Source organism: Gordonia sp. w5E2 (assembly GCF_036540975.1).
Lineage (GTDB): Bacteria > Actinomycetota > Actinomycetes > Mycobacteriales > Mycobacteriaceae > Gordonia > Gordonia jacobaea.
Genome location: NZ_CP144213.1, coordinates 4,172,510 through 4,190,821, shown reverse-complemented (window position 1 = coordinate 4,190,821; position 18,312 = coordinate 4,172,510). Strand labels below are relative to the sequence as shown.

Here is an 18,312-nt window from a genome sequence, read left to right as displayed (position 1 = left end):
GTGGACGGCGTGGACCGTCGCCATTTCCTCGCAGCACTGGCGGCAGGCACCGTCGTTGCGATATCCGGTTTGTCTGAATCGAAAGCCGCTGCGGCGCCGGGGCTTCCACCGAACCTCCGGTTGCCGGGCTTGCCTGAGCAGTTGCTCACGCCGCCCCTCGTTGCACCCCCACCCGTTGTGCCCAGCAAGGCGCCGCTCCCCAAGGGGCCGATTACCGCGCTACCCGGGCACGGCAACTATCTCGCGCTGACCATCGACGACGGGGTGCGGTCGGACGTCGTCGGCGCGTACATCAAGTTCGCGCAGGACACCGGTGCGCGCTTCACGTTCTTTGTGACCGGCGTCTACAAGAGTTGGACCGACCATCGGAGTTCGCTTGTTCCGCTGGTGGAATCGGGTCAGATCCAGTTGGGCAACCACACCTGGACGCATCCCTCGTTGACCTCATTGTCGGAGAGTGCGATCGCCGACCAGCTCAACCGCAACAAGCGCTTCTTGCAGAACACCTTTGGAGTCGACGGCACCCCGTTCTATCGTCCGCCCTACGGACACCGCAATGCGGCGGTCGATCGCGTCGCCGCCGACCAGGGCTACACGGCGTCGACCATGTGGTACGGGACGTTGGGCGACGAGCGGGTACTGCGCGAGCAAGACATCATCGCCAACGCGCGCACCTATTTCCGCCAGCAGGCCGTGGTGATCGGGCACGCCAATCACCCTGCGGTAACGCACATTTATCCACAACTGGCGGAGATCATCAGAGAACGCAAGCTGACCATGGTCACCCTCGACGACTACTTCGTCACCGGATGAGTCCGCGCTCGAACGCAACTCGCACGGCCGCGGCACGGTCGGCGACACCGAGCTTCGGGTAGAGCCGCAGCAGGTGCGTCTTCACCGTCGCCTCGCTGATCATCAGTTCGGCGGCGACCTGACGGTTGGTGCCGCCTCCGGCGATGGCGTGCAACACTTCTCGCTCTCGTTCGGTGAGGGTGTCGGCACGGTTGCGGCTCATCAGGCTTCCCGCCACGCTCGGGTCGAGAACGCTGTGGCCGGCTGCTGCACGACGCACCGCTGAGATCAGATCCTCGCGCGGGGTTGCCTTGAGAAGGTAGCCGTCGGCTCCCGCGTCGACGGCCGCGTGAATGTCGGTGTCGGTGTCGTACGTCGTCAGCACCAGGATGCGCGGCCAGTCGCGGTCGGCTGCGCGCAGAGCGCGAATCGCCCCGACACCATCGGATCCCGGCATGCGCAGATCCATCAACACGACGTCGGGTGTCAGCGCGGCCACCTGGGTGAGCGCCTCGTCGCCACTGGTCGCCTCGCCGACGACGGTGAGGTCTGCTTCGCGCTCGAGCATCCCGCGAATCCCGTCGCGCACCACCGGATGATCGTCGACGACGAGGATGCTGATCTGGTCCGACCGCGAGCTCATTGCGGTACTCCTTTCGGCACATCGCTTCGCTCGGTGGGAATCGACCGCTCGGTGGGAATCGACACGGAGACAACGCAACCCGCACCGGGATCGGATTCGACGACGACGGTGCCGCTGAGCAACTGCGCGCGCTCGGCCATGCCGGTCAGCCCGAAGCCGCTGTGAGCGGATCGTCGTACCGCGTCGACGTCGAAACCGTCTCCGTCATCACGGATGTCGAGCAGCAGTTCGTCGTCGAGGTAGGTCAGCGTCACCACGACCTGCTGCGCACCCGCGTGTTTGGCGATGTTCGCCAGTGATTCCTGCAGGATGCGCAGTACGGTGTCGTCGCTGCCGCCGAGGTCGTGGGCGTCGCCGTCGACCCGCAGTACCGCGGTGATGTGATTGCGCTTGGAAAAGGCGGTGAGCTGATCCTGTACAGCGGTGGGTAGCGGTTGTGCGTCCAGTGTGAGCGGTCGGAGTGCGTTCACCGCGCGTCGCGCTTCGCCGAGTCCTTCGCGCGCAAGCATTTTCGCGTTGTCCACACGGTCGCGGGTGGCGTCGGACAGTTCAGCCTCGTCGACGGATTCCAACTGCGTGACCACCGCGACGAATCCCTGTGCGACGGTGTCGTGCAATTCGCGGGCGAGGCGGGAACGCTCGTCGCGGATGCCTACGAGTCGTGCTTGCTCGAGGAGTTCGGACTGCAGTCGGGCGGTGCGAGAACGTTCTGCGAGGAGGTCTTCGGTGAGCTGGTTGCGCCGTATCACGGATGTCTCGCGTGCGTCGGTCACGACTACGACGGCGACGCCGATCACGAAGTTCAGAATCCACGCGAGTACCGACGCCCACCAGGGATTGGCGAGGTTCTCCCAGCCATAGCGTTGCGTCGCCGTCATCAGCACGCACGACACACTGATGGTCAGCACCATCGGGAGCCCGGTGAACAATGACGCGTAGAGCATGTAACCCGCCCACGACGCGATGCCTGCGATCGGTGTCGCGGCGATCGCGACGGCGATCAGCGTGGTGGTGACAGCGAAGATCCCCACACGCCGCCACATGGGCCCGATGTTGACGCGAGTCCAGATCTCGGTGAAGACCATCAGCGCGATCAACGCCGAGGCACTCACCAGATGCTGTGTCGACGACGCGGGCACGAGTTGGGCGACGACAAGCGCGACGAGATAGAGAACCCGAAGCGTCCACACCTCGGCACTGGGGGGCACGATGATGTCCGGCCAGGTCAGCTCGTGCCGACAGTCGCGCCAGCGTCCCTGCGGTTCACGCTCGAGGTTGCGTCGGAACAGGCCGTGCGCCAGCGCAGTGGTGGTGAATGGGCTGTTCACTCCCACTTGAAGGTCCGGACCGCGATCGCGGTGGTCACTGCGCCCCACACCAGTAGTGTGCCGAAGTACCCGATCGCTGGCCAGCCCGTCGTCGCGGTATCTACGAGCGCTTGTGTTCCCGCTCCCGACGGAGTGAGGTTCGACGTGACGTGCAACCACCCGGGCATCGTCGCCCGGGGTACCCACAATCCGGCGAAGAACATCAACACGAAGAACACCAGTGAGCCGAATCCCGCAGCGACCTTCGCGTTCCGGAACAGCGACGCGATCACCATGCCCAGGCCGAGAAAAGCCCAACCCGTCAGCACATAACTGACGATGAACCCGACGGGATGTTGCGGCCACTGCCCCGAGATGATCCCCGGTACGACGACGATCAGCGCGAGACACATGATCGAGACGGCGGAGGTCAACACGAACTGCGCGATCAGCAGGAGACTCGGAGATGCCGGAGTAGTGCGTAATCGCTTGAGAATGCCCATCTCTCGGTATCTCGTGAGTACGTCCGGTAGCGCCTGGACGGCGAGCAACGCCACGACGAACAGCACCAGAATCGGCTGGTACACCTGAAACACGCTCAGGCCGCCGAATTCGTCGAGCGGTTGTCGCGCGGCGGGGATCGACGCGATGATGATCGACGCCGCGACGGGCAGGATCACCGTCCAGATCACAACCCCCGGGTTACGGGCCAACAGCTTCGCTTCGGAACCGATCATCACGGTGGTGGCGCTCATCGTCGTACTCCTTCGGAATCGTTTTCGGTTGTGGCGGCAACATGAAGGTTCGGCGCGTGCGTCAGCGCGAGGAACGCGTCGTCGAGGCTCGGTTGGTCGACGCGGAGCTTGCCGCACGCGATGCCGTGTTCGTGCAGCGCGATGATGACGGCGGACGCCACGTTGTCGGTTCCGGTGACGAGAACCCGCTCACCTGTGCGCTCGACGCGGTGAACGTCGGGAAGCGCTGCGAGCGCGTGGAGGTCGACGGCGGCCGTCGGGATGAACGACATCCGTTGGTCGGCCTGGACCGCGGTCGCGAGATCTGCCGGTGTGTCGAGGGCGACGACGCGCCCGTCGTCGATGACGGCGACGCGGTCGCACAGCCGTTCAGCTTCCTCCATGAAGTGGCTGACCAGCAGGAGCGTGACGCCGGTGTCCTTGAGGTCTTCGAGCAGACCCCACACCTCACGGCGCGCGCTCGGATCGAGTCCGGTGGTCAACTCATCGAGAATGGCCACCTTCGGATTGCCGATGAGTGCCAATGCCACCGACAGACGCTGCTTCTGCCCGCCCGAGAGCTTGCCGAAGTAGGTCCCCTCGTGGCCGCTCATACCGAGTCGGTCGAGTAGTTCACGCCAGTCACGCGGTGCCGAGTAGAAGCTGGAGTACAGCCGCATCGCCTCGCCGACGGTCTGCTTCTCGGGCAGGCGCGACTCCTGCAGTTGGATGCCGAGGGCCTCGCGGAGTCCGCGTCCCTCGTCGGCCGGATCGAACCCGGCGACACGCACATGGCCGCCGTCGCGTCGGCGAAGTCCACCGATGCACTCGACGGTCGTCGTCTTACCTGCCCCGTTGGGGCCGAGGATGCCGAAGATCTCGCCTTCGGCGATCTCGAGGTCGACGCCACGGACCACCTGCTTGTCGCCGTAGCTCTTGGTCAGTCCTGCCACTTCGATCATTGCCATACGTACAACGATCCGCCGCGCACGCCGCATGCGGATCCACCGCTCGACTACATTCGACTCAGCCGATCGGTGGACCCACGTCGACGCCCAAGCAGTTGCTAGGGTTGGCGAGTGGCGACGCGCAACGGGTCAACCAGGCGAGACGAACTACTGGCGACGGCAGGTCGGATGTTCGCTGAGCAGGGACTACGGTCGACGACGGTGCGCGACATCGCCGATTCCGCCGGCATCCTGTCGGGAAGCCTGTACCACCATTTCGATTCCAAGGAGTCGATGGTCGACGAGATCCTGCGGAGCTTCCTCGACTCCCTCTTCGCGCGATACCAGGAGATCGCCGCCGCAGACCTCTCCGCGACGGAGACGCTGCGCGAGTTGGTTGTCGCCTCGTTCGAATCGATAGGCGCACAACGCCATGCGGTCGCCATCTACCAGGACGAAGCCAAACGCCTTGCAGGACAAGAGCGTTTCGCGTACATCAAGAAGCGCAACGTCGAGTTCCGTGAACTGTGGCACTCGGTACTCGCGCGTGGCGTCGCCGACGGTGAGTTCCGTGCCGACCTCGACATCGAGTTGGCGTACCGCTTCCTACGCGACACCGTCTGGGTCGCGGTCCGCTGGTACCGGCCGGGCGGCTCGCTGTCGGTCGACGACATCGCCAAGCAGTACCTGTCCATCGTGCTCGACGGAATACTGCCGCGCTAAATCCCTACCCACCCAGTCCTCGAGCTGACTTCAAGCTGCCGATTCGCGTCCACATACTTGGATGACCTAGTAATTTGGGTGTCGTTCGGTAGGGACGAAGGAGCACGCGGTGAGCACACGTTACGAGTCGACAGTGAAGAAGTCGACCGGGAGGGAATCGGCCGGGAGGGAATCGTCCTTCACTGAATCAACGCAGGCGGCGGTGGCGACGGCACGCGGCAACACGATCAGCGACATGTTGCACCGCACGGCTGCACGCACGCCCGACAAGGTGGCGGTCATCGACGGCGATGTGCGCCTCACCTACGCCGAGTTCGACGCCGCGGTCAACCGCTGCGCCAACGCGCTCACCGCGCGCGGACTCGCTCGTGGCGACCGGTTGGCGCTGATCAGTCACAACTCGTGGCAATTCGCCGTGCTGAACTTCGCGTGCGCGCGGATCGGCGCAATCCTCGTACCGATCAACTTCGGACTCGGCGTCTCCGAGATCGCCTTCATCCTCGACCACAGCCAGGCGTCGGGCGTCGTCGTCGAGGATGCGCTCGGGCCGACGGTCATCGAGGCGGTCGCGACCGCGGGTACGCCCATCGACATCCGCGGGTGGATTCCTCTGGCGGGGACGCAGGCACCGCAGGGATACGAGCCGGTCGCCGAATGGATGACGACGGGTGACGCGTCTGCCCCTGGCATTGTCATCGACGACGACGAGCCGGTCCGCATGATGTATACATCGGGCACCGAGTCGCGGCCGAAAGGCGTTCTGCTGTCGAGCAAATCGCTGATGACGCAGTACGTCTCCTGCATCGTCGACGGTGGGATGGAGGGCTCCGACGTCGAGATCCACGCGCTCCCGATGTACCACTGCGCCCAGTTGGACTGCTTCTTCTCGGTCGACGTCTACCTGGGTGCGACCAGCATCATCCTGCACGCGCCGGACGCCGCGACGATGTTGGCCACCATCGAGGCCGAGCGCGTCACCAAGCTGTTCTGCCCACCCACCGTGTGGATTTCGCTGCTGCGCCACCCCGACTTCGACACCCGCGACCTCTCGTCGTTGCGCAAGGGCTACTACGGTGCCGCGGCGATGCCCGTCGAGGTCCTACGTGAGCTGGCACGTCGGCTTCCCGACGTTCGCCTCTGGAACTTCTACGGACAGACCGAGATGTCGCCGCTGGCAACCATTCTGCAGCCGCACGAGCAACTCGACCGGGCGGGATCGGCGGGGCGCGCGGCACTCAACGTCGAGACCCGCGTCGTCGACGACGAGGACAATCCGGTGCCCGTCGGCGAGGTCGGGGAGATCGTGCACCGCAGTCCGCATGCGGCACTGGGCTATTACGCCGACGAGGACAAGACCGCCGAAGCTTTCCGCAACGGCTGGTTCCACTCCGGCGACCTGGGCGTGATCGACAAGGACGGGTACCTGTCGGTCGTCGACCGCAAGAAGGACATGATCAAGACCGGCGGTGAGAACGTCGCGTCCCGCGAGGTCGAGGAGGCGATCTACCTTCACGACGGCGTCGCGGAGGTGGCCGTCTTCGGTGTGCCGCATCCGAAGTGGATCGAGGCCGTCACGGCTGTCGTCGTTCCCAAGGACGGTGTGGTCCTGTCAGAAGACGAAGTGATGGAACATCTTTCGTCGATCCTCGCACCGTACAAGCGGCCCAAGTTCGTCGTGTTCGCCGAGGCGTTGCCGAAGAACCCGTCGGGCAAGATCCTGAAGAAGAACCTGCGCGTCGAGCATGCCGAGATCGCGGGGTCGAGCTAGTTCACTTCAGCACGAACGGATTCCCGGAGGGTGCGCCGGTGTTGATCCACACGCTCTTGGTCTCCAGGTAGTCGTCCACTGCCGAGATGCCGTTCTCGCGACCGAGGCCGGACTCCTTGACGCCGCCGAACGGCATCATGTAGCTCACGGCACGATAGGTGTTGACCCATACCGTGCCCGACTCGATCGCCGCAGTCATCCGAAATGCTCGCGCCATGTCGGAGGTCCAGACGCCTGCGCCGAGACCATATCGGGAGTCGTTGGCGATGGCGATCGCCTCGGCCTCGTCGTCGAATCGGATCACCGAGAGCACAGGACCGAATACCTCCTCCTGCGCGATGCGCGAGGAGTTGTCGACACCGGTGAAGATCGTGGGTTCGACGAACCAGCCGTCGCCGCACTCGGGTCGGGTTGCTGCTGCTCCACCTAGACTCAGTTGTGCGCCTTCGGATCTCGCGATCTCGATGTAGGAGAGAACCTTCTCGTACTGGTCGCGGGTCGTCACCGGCCCCACCTGTGTGTCCGGATCGGCCGGATCTCCCATGCGCGCGGTCTTCGACAGTTCGACGACGCGCCTGACCACCTCGTCGTGGACAGACGACTGCACCAGCAGTCGTGATCCGGCGATACAGGTCTGACCGGTTGCGGCGAAGATCCCCGACACCGCCCCGTTGACCGCGGCATCGAGGTCGGCGTCGTCGAAGATGATGTTGGGCGACTTGCCACCCAGTTCGAGGCCGACATGTTTGATGCCGCCCGCGGCCTGCGCGCCGATCCTGCTGCCGGTCGCGTCCGAGCCGGTGAAACTGACCCTGCGCACCAGCGGGTGATCGACCAGGGGGCTGCCGACTTCCTGTCCGAACCCCGTGACCACATTGACCACTCCGGCCGGTAGGCCCGCTTCCTCGAGCAGCGCAACGAATTCCAGCGTCGAGGCGCTCGTATGCTCGGAAGGTTTGATGACGACGGTGCAGCCCGCAGCGAGAGCTGCCGCCAGCTTCCAGGTGAGCAGCAGCAGCGGTGAGTTCCACGGTGTGATGATGCCGACGACCCCGACCGGAGCCGACGTCGTGTAGGCGAAGTATCCCTTCTTGTCCAGTGGCACAACCGATCCCTCGATCTTGTCTGCCAGACCGCCGTAGTAGTAGAACCACTCCGGAATGTAGGCGGTCTGTGCAGACATCTCGGCGAACAGTTTTCCGTTGTCGCGCACCTCGGTTCGGGCGAGCTCGGCACTGTTGGCGGCGATTGCGTCGCCGAGTCGATGCAAGAGCTTGCCCCGTGCGCTCGCCGTCATCTGCGACCACGCACTGTTGGTGAGAGCGTCGTGCGCCGCGTGGACGGCATCGTCGACGTCGGCGGCACTGCCGCGGGCAACGCTGGCCCACGGTTTCCCGGTGAAAGGGTCGTACGAGTCGAAGAACTCACCGGTGCTGCTGTCGCGCCAGCGGCCGTTGATCCGGAGCTGATAGGTCTGCATGGTGCCGTCTTTCCTCAGAATGTGGTCAGGCCGAGTGCTGTGCGAAACTTGTTCTTCACCGCGACTCCGTCGCGTGGCGGAAGAGCGCGCGGCGGCTCGCCGGTGTCGATGTGCACCTGCACGAACGAGAGTCCGTTGCGTGCGTTGATGTTCGACGCGACGTCGGCTACCTGGCCGAGCGAATCGACCTCGCGGCAGTGACGGATCCCGAAACCGTGCGCGACGTCGAGAAGGCGTGTGCAGAGCCCGGAGTGGCTGCGCTGCATCCCCGTTTCGCCGAAGTGTCCGTTGTCGAGCACGACGACCGTCAGGTTGTCGGGCGCGCGCACCGCGGCCGAGCCGAGCGATCCGATGCCCATCAGCATCTCACCGTCGCCGGTCACCACCACGACGGGTTTGTCCGGCTGAGCCAGTGCCAGTCCGAGGCCGACAGGAACAGCACCGCCCATCGCGCCCCAGAGGTAGAAGTTCCCGTCGCGCTCGCCGTGGGCGAAGACGTCGTACGACGCCGAGCCGAGCCCGGTGACTATGAGAGCGTCGGGAACGCGATCGATCAGTGCCGACACGAACTCGCGGCGGTCGATCGGAGTGTTCTCTCGTACGGCGGTGAAATCAGTTGCGGTCATGTCAGTTTCGCTCCCACTTCTTACGGCCGATCAGGCTTTGTCCGAGCAGTACCGCGGTGCGCTCGCCCGCGAGGAAGGTCGATTCCAGGGCTGCCTGCGCGACCTCACGAACCTCATCGGGTTTGTCGGCACGCAGCACGGTGATGCCGCCGAGTTCGAGTGCGCGCTGGGTGGTCGAACCCATCGGGATCTGCCATGGATTGAATTCCGCGTACTCGCCGCGCATTGTCACGAGGGTCAGGAACGGAAATCGGCACATCTCGAGCAACGAAAACATGTTCAGGCAGTTGCCGACGCCGCTGCTCTGCATCAGCAACGCTGAGCGCACACCACCGAGCCAGGCTCCGGCCGTGACTCCGACGCCCTCCTCCTCCGTCGTCAGCACGACGTCGGTGATGTCGGGGTCGGCGATCGCTGCACGGATCGCGTAGGAGTGACCGGCGTCGGGGACGTAGGCGATCTGCGACACCCCGCCTTGCTTGAGCACCTCGAAGACATCGCGTTGCCAGCCGGGGCCGACAATCTCGACCGGTGACCCGTCGGTTGTTGCCCCGTGGTTGGTTAATTCACCGTCGTTGGTTAATTCACCGTCGGTAAGCGCGCTGGTCATGGGCAGAACCTTTCGTTGTTGAGCTGCCAACGATTCTCTATCGTTATGGGAATGAGTGGGTAATAGAATTTCGGCATGGCTCCGCATTCCGTGCCGGAATGCTGGCGGACAGCGCTGACCGACAACCGACGACCTCGTGCGACGGCGGGGCGAGTGGAGATGACGTGGAGATCAGACAGCTACGGGCGTTGCTGGCAGTGGCCGATACCGGAAGCGTGACCGCGGCCGCGAAGACACTGCACGTGGTGCAGCCGGCTGTCACGAAGCAGATCCACGCATTGGAATCGGAACTGGGCGTCGAGTTGTTCGAACGAAGCCGGTCGGGGATGTCGTTGAGCGCCAGCGGCAAACTGGTGCTCGAACGTGCTCGACGGGCGCTCGAGGAACTCGACCGGGCACGGGCGGAAGTGCTCTCGGGTACCGGTGAGGATGTCCGCGGGCGGGTCAGCATCGGGTTGTTGCCCTCGACCGTCGGGCTGCTCGCTGCCGGACTCATCTCGGTTGTGTCGCAACGCTATCCAGGCATCGCGTTGCGCGTCGACGTCGGATACGCGGGGCACCTGGCACAGTGGCTCGAACTCGGCGACGTAGACGTCGCATTGCTCTTCGAGCAGCCGAGTACCTCGGCGTTTCGCATCCGTCCGCTGCTGCGCGAAGACCTGTGGGCGGTGGCGCCGAGTTCGGCTGGTCTACACGCCGACGAACCTGTCGCGCTTGAGGAGTTGCTGCAGCATCCCCTCGTGCTGCCTGCCCCTCCGCACGGGTTGCGCAGCATCGTCGACGCCGCGTCCGCGGGCGTCGACATCTCCGTCGCGGTGGAGACCAACGATGCTGGCGTACAACGTCGGCTCGTCGCCGATGGTCACGGGTGGACGGTGCTTCCGGCCGCGATGGCGATCGACGCGGCGGAAGCGGTGAGCTGTGCGCCGATCGTCGGCGCGGCTCTGTCACGGACGATCGGCACCGCCGTAGCGCGCAACCGGGCGCAATCGACGGCTTGTGACCTCGTCGTCGAGTTGCTCGAAGAGGTCGTCGCCACCTCTGTCGCGAGTGGACGGTGGCCGTCGGCCCGGCTGGTCTGAGGATGGTCTGACCGCGCTTTCGTAGGGGGCATCGGCAAACGGCACGAGCTTTCCAAAGGGACTGTTAGGAAACGCCGCTAGGCATTGGCTGCGCTTGTGACCGCTGCCACAGTGATGGGGAAAGCAAGTCCCACCTCACAAAAGTCCCATTTCACAAAGGAGCGTGTGATGACTCAACAGTCCTCCACATCCAACCGGCGCGTCGTCGCCAACGTCTTCCGAGGGTGCATCGGCAACCTGATCGAGTGGTACGACTGGTTCGTCTACGCAGCGTTCAGCGTGTTCTTCGCCCCGGTGTTCTTCCCCAGCGAAAGCCAAACGGCCCAATTGCTCTCCGCGGCAGTGGTGTTCGCCGTCGGCTTCCTGATGCGACCGCTCGGCGGCTACGTCCTCGGTCGATTCGCCGACCGATATGGACGGCGTAACGCACTGACCCTATCGGTGTTGCTGATGGCGGCCGGATCGCTACTCATCGCGGTCACACCGGGTTTCGCCACCATCGGCATTCTCGCTCCGGTGATCCTGGTGCTCGCCCGGCTCCTGCAGGGGCTTTCGGTTGGAGGTGAATTCGGTTCGAGCGCAACCTATCTCTCGGAGGTCGCGACGCCGGGTCGACGTGGCTTCTTCTCGAGCTTCCAGTATGTCTCGATCGTGCTCGGCCAACTCTGCGCACTCGGCATCCAGATCATCCTGCTGCAGATCCTCACACCGGCCCAGATGGATTCGTGGGGCTGGCGTGTGCCGTTCGTGATCGGTGCGGTCGCAGCGGTGACAGTGATGATCATCCGACGCGGAATGGATGAGTCGCCGCAGTACCTCGCGGAGAAGCAGCGGGTCGCCGCACTGGGTGCGGGTGCCGCCAAGCAGGAGGGAACACTCCGCACCCTCATGCAGTACCGCAAGTCGTTCGCGCTGGTCTTCGCACTGGCCATCGGTGGAACCGTTTGCTACTACACGTACACCACCTACCTGCAGAAATACATGATCAACACCGCGGGAATGGATAAGGAGACCGTCGCCTGGATCAGCTTCTGCGCGCTGTTCGTCTACATGTGCATGCAGCCGTTGGCCGGCGCTTTGTCGGACAAGATCGGACGCCGCAAGGTGATGCTCTTCTTCGGTGCGGGCGCCACGCTGCTCACGGTCCCGATCATGACAACCCTCGGTCACGTGTCCAACGCGTTCGTCGCCTTCTGCCTGATGATGGCGGGGCTGACGATCGTCACCGCATACTCGGCATTGAGCCCCATCGTGAAAGCGGAGCTCTTCCCGACCAAGGTGCGCGCGCTCGGTGTCGGACTGCCTCACGCCCTGGTCACCGCCGTGTTCGGTGGCACGGCTGAGCCGATCGCGTTGGGACTCAAGCAGGCCGGTCACGAGGGAGCCTTCTTCTACTACGTCTCCGCCTGCGCCCTGCTGACCTGGATCGCCGCGTACTTCATGAAGGAAACGCGGGGCGACTCGATGCTCGACCCCGCCGACGCCGGCGCGAAGGAGTCGACTTCCGCGCAGGCTGTCTCGCAGGACTCGCTGGTCGATTCGTCGAACCCATCGACCGTCGACTTTCCCTCGGCGACAGTGCAGTACGCCGAAACGGGAACGAAGTCGCTCATCGATGAGGGTCCCTCTTCATCTCGATGAATTGGACTGAATGCCATCATTATCCGCATTCCGCGACCGCGGGATGCGGATAATGGGCGTCGTGCGTATTGCGGTAGTGGAGGATGACGACGGCGTCGCAGGCGCGATCGTCTCGGGCCTGCGACGCTTCGGGCACGAACCGACCAGATACGCCGTCGGGGCCGATCTGTTGCTCCATCACGCAGGGTTCGATTTCGTGCTGCTCGATCTCGGCCTGCCCGATCAGGATGGCCTCGAGGTACTTCGGCAACTGAGACAGGTGAGTTCGGTACCGGTCATTGTGCTCACCGCGCGAGGTGACGAGCGGTCGGTCGTACGCGGCCTGCGCCTCGGAGCCGACGACTACCTGGTGAAGCCGGCCCGATTCGTCGAGTTGGTTGCGCGCATCGACAGCGTGAGTCGACGAGCCGCCCGCCCGGAACCCGCTGGGGCGCAACACCTCGTGGTCTCCGGCGACCTGGCCATCGACCTCGACGCCCGTACAGCTACCGTCGACGGACGCGATATCGAGCTCACCGCAAAGGAATTCGACATCTTGGCGGTTCTGGTCAGGAACGCGGGGTTGGCGGTCAGTCGTGCTGCGCTGATGGATCAGGTGTGGGGCGATGCCTTTGTGGCCGTATCGCGCTCGCTCGATGTCCATATGACCGGATTGCGCGCCAAGCTCGGTCGTCGGGGGCTCATCGCAACGATCCGCGGATTCGGCTACCGCTGGGACGGGGCCGTCGACGATGCGTAGGCGACTGCTGATTGTGCTCGCGATCATCGGGGCTGTCAGTATTGCCGGCTTTGCAGTGCCACTGATCGAGGTGTCGTCGCAGGCGCGCACGCGGCAGTTCGTGCAGCAGCGCGAGAGCGACGTGAATCGATTCGCTGCGATGTCGAATGAGTATGTGACGACGGGTAACTCGGCCCGTATCGCCGATGAGATCCGCGCCTACCACGACGTGTACGGCGACTCGGTGCTGATCGTCTCCACCCGTGGCGTCCCTGATCTGTCGGTGGGACCGACGGATCAGGAGATGCGGGTCGCTGTGACACGCGGGCTACGCAATGAGAAGTCGTCGGAGCTTCGACATGTGGCGCCGTGGGGTCCCGACTCGGCGGTGTTCGTCGCCCCGGTCGGCAGCGGCGCCCAGGTGAACGGCACTGTGGTCATGCGATCCTCGACAGCGGCGACGAGGTCCGACGTCACCCGCTGGTGGCTGCTCATTGTCGGTGGCGCCGCTGCGGTGATCCTCGCATTCGCCGCGCTCGCAGTGGTGTTGAGCCGCTGGGTGCTACGTCCGCTCGCGGACCTGTCCGACGCGATGACCGATCTCGCAGCAGAACTGCCGTCCATTCCGACATCGGCGGCCGACGATCCGATACACGCGTCGTCGGACGCCAAAACCGGTGGGCCGCCTGAGGTGCGTCAACTCACCGACACTTTCGACGGCCTGGTGACGACCGTGTTGAGGTCGGTCGAAATGCAGCGCCGCCTGGTGGCAGATGCCTCACACCAACTGCGTAACCCGTTGGCGGCGCTGCAGTTCCGGATCGACATCGTGGAGACGGAGGTTCCCGATGCGTTGTCAGAAGACTTCGCGATGATCGGTGCCGAGGCGCAACGCCTGCAGCTGATCCTGGACAAGCTCCTGACCCTCGCCAGCGCGGAGACGCCGAGGCTCGAGAGTGGGCGACGTGACGAATGGAGCACGGCCGCAACGGTCCTCGCCGACCGTGTCGAGTTCTGGTCGGTGCCGGTGCGTGAACGAGGCGCGCGGCTGACCTTCCGCGACGAACTCGACGACCCGGCGACGCAGGCACGGATCAGCGAGGATGCGCTCGCGCAGGTGATCGACGTCCTCGTCGACAACGCGTCACGGCACGCCGGGCCACATCCGAAGATCGCGCTGTCGATCGGGATACCCGAGGACTCGCCCGACTCGGTGGTGATCGAGGTCGCCGACGATGGGCCCGGCGTGGCAGACGAGGACGTGCCGAGGCTGACGGAGCGATTCTTCACGCGCGACAAGGCGCACGGAACGGGGCTCGGACTCGCGATCGTCGACATCCTCGTCCGCGCCGTCGGGGGAGACGTGCACTTCGGCAGATCGACGGAAGGTGGACTGAGCGTTCGTGTGCTGTTGGTGAGACGCACAGACACTAAGACAGGCTTCGACACCGCAGCAGATGCCAGCGCCGGGGGAGATGCCGTATGAGGCGCCGGACACTGCTCAAGGGACTGGCGGTGATTCCGCTGCTTGCCGCCGGCTGCGCGAGTGGTGACGTGCGCGGGTATCGGATCGCTACCGGTGAGCCGGGAGGGTTCCAGTCAGAGTTCGCCAAGCTGCTGTCGTCGGCGATGGCCGACGGTTCCACCCGCCTCGTACCGATGAACACCACCGGCTCGGTGCGCAATATCGAACTTCTCGAACAGGGGCGCGTCGACTTCGGCCTCTCACTCGGCGATGTTGCCGCGGCGCGGGGCGGGCCGCTGCGCGCCGTGGGACGTGTCTATGAGAACTACGTCCAATTCGCGGTACCCGCGACGAGCGACGTCCAGACCTTTGCCGATCTGCGCGGGAAGCGCATCAGTCTCGGTGCGCGTGGCTCGGGTACCGAATGGACGGGACGTCGCGTCCTCGCCGCGGCCTCGATGACGCCCGACGATGTCGAGATCACACCGGTATCGCTGACCAACGTGCTCGAATCACTGGCTTCGGGCACGGTTGCCGCGGCGATGTGGGCGGGTGGCGTACCCACCCCGTCGGCCATCCCCCGACCGGGCTACGGTCCGGCGGGCGGGATCAGGTTGCTCGACCTGTCAGCCGAACTCGCCGTACTGCGCGAGAGGTACGGACCGCTCTACGAGCCGGTTGCGGTGCCCGCGGGGATGTACGGCACGCGCACCGAGACGGCGACGATCGGCGTGCCAAGCGTGCTGCTCACCACTGCGAGCACACCGGACTCGGTGGTCACAGCGGTTGTCGACGCGTTGGTCGACAAGGCGTCGGAGCTGATTCCCAAAGGTACTGTCGGAGTGCAGTTCTTGGATACTCAGACCCTCATTCAGGTCTACGGACTGCAACTTCATCCGGCCGCGATCGCGGCGTACCGTCGCCACCACGGGTGACGGTCTCGCCGCACCGGCCGCAGCGTCACCCCAGCGCGCTCAGTGCTTTCAGCCGCTCGTGTGCCTGATCCATGATCGATTGGATGAGTGCATCGCAGCTGGGAAGGTCGGCGATCATCCCGACCACCTGGCCGGACGCGAGAACTCCTGCGCGCGTATCACCTTCGACGAGACCCGCGCGCAACAGCATCGGGGTGTTGCCCGCCATGATGACCTGCTGCCAACTGCGCTCGCCCGACTTGCGCATCGCACGCCCGTCGCGCAGCATCGTCGTCCACTTCATGCCGGTCAACTGCTTGAACTCGTTGGCATTTCGTGCCGCCGCGAACAACGCGCGGATCGGGCTGCCACTTTCGAGCGCATCGACGAGTGGGGTGCGCAGCACCCGATGCGGCATACCGTCGACCTTCACCGAGACGACGGTGTCGTTGAGAGTGCGCGTCAGATACTCCTGCTTCACCGCGTCGGGAACTGCGGAGTCGGCGGTGAGCAGGAACCTGGTACCCATCGCGACACCCTCTGCCCCGTATGCCAGCGCCGCAGCGAGCCCCCGACCGTCGAAGAAGCCTCCCGCCGCGACCACTGGCATGTCGGAACCGCTGTCGCGCAATGCATCCAGCACGGAGGGAAGCAGTAGCGTCGTCGCGACCGGTCCGGTGTGGCCGCCGCCCTCACCGCCCTGCACGATCACCGCATCCGCGCCCCACGACGCGACCTTCACCGCGTGTTTGGCCGCACCGATCGACGGGATCACCACGACGCCGCTGCCCTTGAGCTTCGCGATCAGGTCCTTCTTGGGTGCCAGCGCGAACGACGCGACGCGCACCCCCTCGCGAATCAGCAGGTCGATCCGTTCGGTGGCATCGGTGGCGTCGGCGCGGATATTGACCCCAAAGGGCTTGTCGGTCAACGACTTCGTCTTCGCAATTGCCGATTCCAGCTCGGCATAGGTCATCGTCGCCGACGCCAGGATGCCGAGACCGCCCGCATTCGATGTCGCAGAGGTCAACGACGGGCCTGACACCCACCCCATCCCGGTCTGCACGATCGGATATTCGACGCCGACCAACTCGGTGAACCGGGTCGGTAGCGCGGCCGCGCGTGCCGTCGAACTCATTTCACCTCCCGGTCGCGAACACCCCTGGGGTCCAGAATGTCTCGGATGATGGCGAGCTCGTTCTCCGATGGCAACCTGGTTGCCGGAGCCTCCTCGAGACCCGCGATCTCGAACGAGGTGTTCTCGACGACCTCGCCCGCCTCGACGCCGGGGTGTAGCGACAGCGCCCGCATCGTGTGCCCGGGTCCGCTGAAGTCGAAGACGCCGAGATTGGTGACGACCCGATGAATGTCGAGGTCGTCGAATGCGGGATTGTCGGGATCGACCTTGTCGTAACCGATTCCGCTGACTACGTCGACCTTATCGCCGAAGACACGCGCGGAATGTCGGGGGACCCAGTAGCTCGTCGGATGGTTGATGGTGTTGCCCGGCGCTCCGCGCACACCGAACATCTGACGCGTGGGGTGTTGGAGTGGGCCGAACGCCGACAGGTTCTGGTTACCGTGTCGGTCGATCTGGTTGGCGCCCATGACCACGTGTCGCCTACCGGACGCCACGACGTCGAAGACTTTTGAGAACGGCATCCATCCTTCGATGGGACCCGACTTCCCGATCGGCGGTGTGTCGGCGAGGATCAACGCCTCGCCGTCGGTGATGAGCAGGTCGGGTGAGAAGGTCAGGCGCGCCAACCGGGCACCGAGCAGCGGCACCGGCGCCATGGGCGACGCCATGATCTCGCCGGCATCGCGGAAGATCTCGGCGCACGCGACGACGCACACCTCTGCACGAGTGACATCGGTTTCTGTTGCTGCAGCTTCTGTTTCCGCAGTTGTCACTTCGACTCCTCCTGCTCACGGCGCCAGGCGTCGACCTCGCGCTGATATGTCGCCTCGTCGACGTCGAGAAAGCGACGACGGAACGTCGACCATTTATCCGGTTCCTTGGCGGATTCGACGTAGAACCGTTGAAACGCCTCGTCGCGGCCGTACTCGCCCGCAAACGTGAAGTGGGCGCCGTTGGGTGCGTGGACAACCTTGTCGACGTGCATCCGGTTGAGTAGAAGCCGTTGCGTCGGAACGGACTTGGCGAGTACCTCGGTCGAGACGAGTTGGTCGGTCTCGAGGTAGCGACGCTGTGCCGCGGCGCAGAACAGATCGTCCATGTACGGGTCGACGCCGGTGTAGGCGGCGTTGCCGCGGGAGTCGGCGATGTCGAGGTGGACGAATGCGGCGTCGAGTTGCAGTGCAGGCATGGCGATCAGGGTCTGGGTTCTGCCGTCGGGATCGGGATACGGCGACGCGACGGTCTTCAGTTCGCCCTCCCAGAAATCGGGCACCGACGATCCGAGACCGGCGCGTGTCGGCAGGAACGGCAGGCGAGCGGCAGCGGCCTGCAGCCCGCTCTTGACCATGCCCTCGTCCATCTCGCGGGATTCGATGGTGCCACTCGTGCGCGCCGCCGAGAACCACGGATCGTAGAAGGGTGCCGAGTCGAGCGAGACGAAACCGTAGTACGCTCGGCGGACTTTGCCTGCGGCGCAGAGCAATCCGAGGTCGGGTCCACCGTAGGTGACGACGGTCAGATCCTTGACGTCGGAGCGGGCGAGAGCCCGGACCAGTGCCATCGGCTTGCGGCGCGAACCCCACCCACCGATTCCGATGGTCATGCCGTCGCGGAGTTCTCCGATGACGTCGTCGAGCGTGCTGGTCTTGTCGGCCGGTGTCGAGGTCTGGGGTGTCGAGGCCTGCAGCGTCGCGGTCTGCGTTGTTGAGGTGTCGGCCATG

General features: G+C 64.8%; 18 protein-coding genes. 8 read left to right on the top strand and 10 right to left on the bottom strand.

Annotation, left to right across the window (positions count from 1 at the left end; genetic code table 11):
• Positions 1 to 9: 9 nt before the first annotated feature.
• Positions 10 to 813 (top strand): polysaccharide deacetylase family protein, encoded by an 804-nt coding sequence (locus tag RND64_RS18925; protein WP_049700097.1) that lies wholly within the window; start codon positions 10 to 12, stop codon positions 811 to 813.
• On the opposite strand, the gene RND64_RS18920 is transcribed toward RND64_RS18925, so the two are convergent.
• From RND64_RS18920 to RND64_RS18905, 4 genes are read right to left on the bottom strand one after another with little or no spacing between them, the layout of a single operon-like run.
• Positions 803 to 1,435, bottom strand: coding sequence for a response regulator (locus RND64_RS18920; protein WP_049699927.1), 633 nt, complete (start codon positions 1,433 to 1,435; stop codon positions 803 to 805). The two genes, RND64_RS18925 and RND64_RS18920, sit on opposite strands and share 11 nt — an antisense overlap.
• Positions 1,432 to 2,763 carry a sensor histidine kinase gene (locus RND64_RS18915; protein ID WP_235434411.1) on the bottom strand — a complete coding sequence of 444 codons (1,332 nt, stop codon included), beginning with the start codon at positions 2,761 to 2,763 and terminating at the stop codon, positions 1,432 to 1,434. Before RND64_RS18915 ends, RND64_RS18920 begins: the two co-directional genes overlap by 4 nt.
• Positions 2,760 to 3,497 (bottom strand): ABC transporter permease, encoded by a 738-nt coding sequence (locus RND64_RS18910; protein ID WP_049699926.1) that lies wholly within the window; start codon positions 3,495 to 3,497, stop codon positions 2,760 to 2,762. Before RND64_RS18910 ends, RND64_RS18915 begins: the two co-directional genes overlap by 4 nt.
• Positions 3,494 to 4,444 (bottom strand): ABC transporter ATP-binding protein, encoded by a 951-nt coding sequence (locus RND64_RS18905; protein ID WP_049699925.1) that lies wholly within the window; start codon positions 4,442 to 4,444, stop codon positions 3,494 to 3,496. Before RND64_RS18905 ends, RND64_RS18910 begins: the two co-directional genes overlap by 4 nt.
• Positions 4,445 to 4,555: 111 nt before the next feature.
• Between RND64_RS18905 and RND64_RS18900 the strand changes: the two genes are divergently transcribed.
• Both RND64_RS18900 and RND64_RS18895 read left to right on the top strand, forming a co-directional pair.
• A complete protein-coding gene (locus tag RND64_RS18900) occupies positions 4,556 to 5,146 on the top strand; it encodes a TetR/AcrR family transcriptional regulator (protein WP_049699924.1) in 591 nt (196 codons plus the stop codon).
• 133 nt (positions 5,147 to 5,279) lie between these two features.
• On the top strand, positions 5,280 to 6,914 hold the full coding sequence (locus RND64_RS18895; protein ID WP_049699923.1) for an acyl-CoA synthetase: 1,635 nt from the start codon (positions 5,280 to 5,282) through the stop codon (positions 6,912 to 6,914).
• Between the two features lies 1 nt (position 6,915).
• Here RND64_RS18895 and RND64_RS18890 read toward each other — a convergent pair whose 3' ends face one another.
• From RND64_RS18890 to RND64_RS18880, 3 genes are read right to left on the bottom strand one after another with little or no spacing between them, the layout of a single operon-like run.
• Positions 6,916 to 8,394, bottom strand: coding sequence for an aldehyde dehydrogenase (locus RND64_RS18890; RefSeq protein WP_049699922.1), 1,479 nt, complete (start codon positions 8,392 to 8,394; stop codon positions 6,916 to 6,918).
• Between the two features lie 14 nt (positions 8,395 to 8,408).
• On the bottom strand, positions 8,409 to 9,020 hold the full coding sequence (locus RND64_RS18885) for a thiamine pyrophosphate-dependent enzyme (protein WP_049699921.1): 612 nt from the start codon (positions 9,018 to 9,020) through the stop codon (positions 8,409 to 8,411).
• Position 9,021: 1 nt separating this feature from the next.
• Entirely contained in the window at positions 9,022 to 9,630 is a 609-nt protein-coding gene (locus RND64_RS18880) for a phosphonopyruvate decarboxylase (RefSeq protein ID WP_235434410.1), read from the bottom strand.
• A gap of 164 nt (positions 9,631 to 9,794) precedes the next feature.
• Here RND64_RS18880 and RND64_RS18875 point away from each other — a divergent pair, with 164 nt between their 5' ends.
• The 5 genes from RND64_RS18875 (at position 9,795) to RND64_RS18855 (ending at position 15,471) form a co-directional block, all read left to right on the top strand.
• Entirely contained in the window at positions 9,795 to 10,712 is a 918-nt protein-coding gene (locus RND64_RS18875; protein WP_049699920.1) for a LysR substrate-binding domain-containing protein, read from the top strand.
• Positions 10,713 to 10,880: 168 nt separating this feature from the next.
• A complete protein-coding gene (locus RND64_RS18870; RefSeq protein ID WP_235434409.1) occupies positions 10,881 to 12,353 on the top strand; it encodes an MFS transporter in 1,473 nt (490 codons plus the stop codon).
• Between the two features lie 61 nt (positions 12,354 to 12,414).
• Positions 12,415 to 13,092 carry a response regulator transcription factor gene (locus tag RND64_RS18865; protein ID WP_049700093.1) on the top strand — a complete coding sequence of 226 codons (678 nt, stop codon included), beginning with the start codon at positions 12,415 to 12,417 and terminating at the stop codon, positions 13,090 to 13,092.
• Entirely contained in the window at positions 13,085 to 14,557 is a 1,473-nt protein-coding gene (locus RND64_RS18860; RefSeq protein WP_083444425.1) for a sensor histidine kinase, read from the top strand. Before RND64_RS18865 ends, RND64_RS18860 begins: the two co-directional genes overlap by 8 nt.
• The gene (locus tag RND64_RS18855; protein ID WP_049699919.1) at positions 14,554 to 15,471 is read left to right on the top strand and encodes a TAXI family TRAP transporter solute-binding subunit; all 918 of its coding nucleotides are present in this window, start codon (positions 14,554 to 14,556) and stop codon (positions 15,469 to 15,471) included. Before RND64_RS18860 ends, RND64_RS18855 begins: the two co-directional genes overlap by 4 nt.
• Before the next feature lie 25 nt (positions 15,472 to 15,496).
• Here the strand turns inward: RND64_RS18855 and RND64_RS18850 are convergent, their stop codons facing one another.
• The 3 genes from RND64_RS18850 to RND64_RS18840 are packed head-to-tail and all read right to left on the bottom strand — an operon-like array spanning position 15,497 to position 18,311.
• Entirely contained in the window at positions 15,497 to 16,588 is a 1,092-nt protein-coding gene (locus tag RND64_RS18850) for an NAD(P)H-dependent flavin oxidoreductase (protein WP_049699918.1), read from the bottom strand.
• Positions 16,585 to 17,364, bottom strand: a complete 780-nt coding sequence (locus RND64_RS18845; protein ID WP_049699917.1) for a CoA-transferase subunit beta — start codon at positions 17,362 to 17,364, stop codon at positions 16,585 to 16,587. The genes RND64_RS18850 and RND64_RS18845 overlap by 4 nt, the downstream gene beginning before the upstream one ends.
• Positions 17,361 to 18,311 (bottom strand): CoA transferase subunit A, encoded by a 951-nt coding sequence (locus RND64_RS18840; protein WP_083444424.1) that lies wholly within the window; start codon positions 18,309 to 18,311, stop codon positions 17,361 to 17,363. The genes RND64_RS18845 and RND64_RS18840 overlap by 4 nt, the downstream gene beginning before the upstream one ends.
• Between the last annotated feature and the right edge of the window lies 1 nt (position 18,312).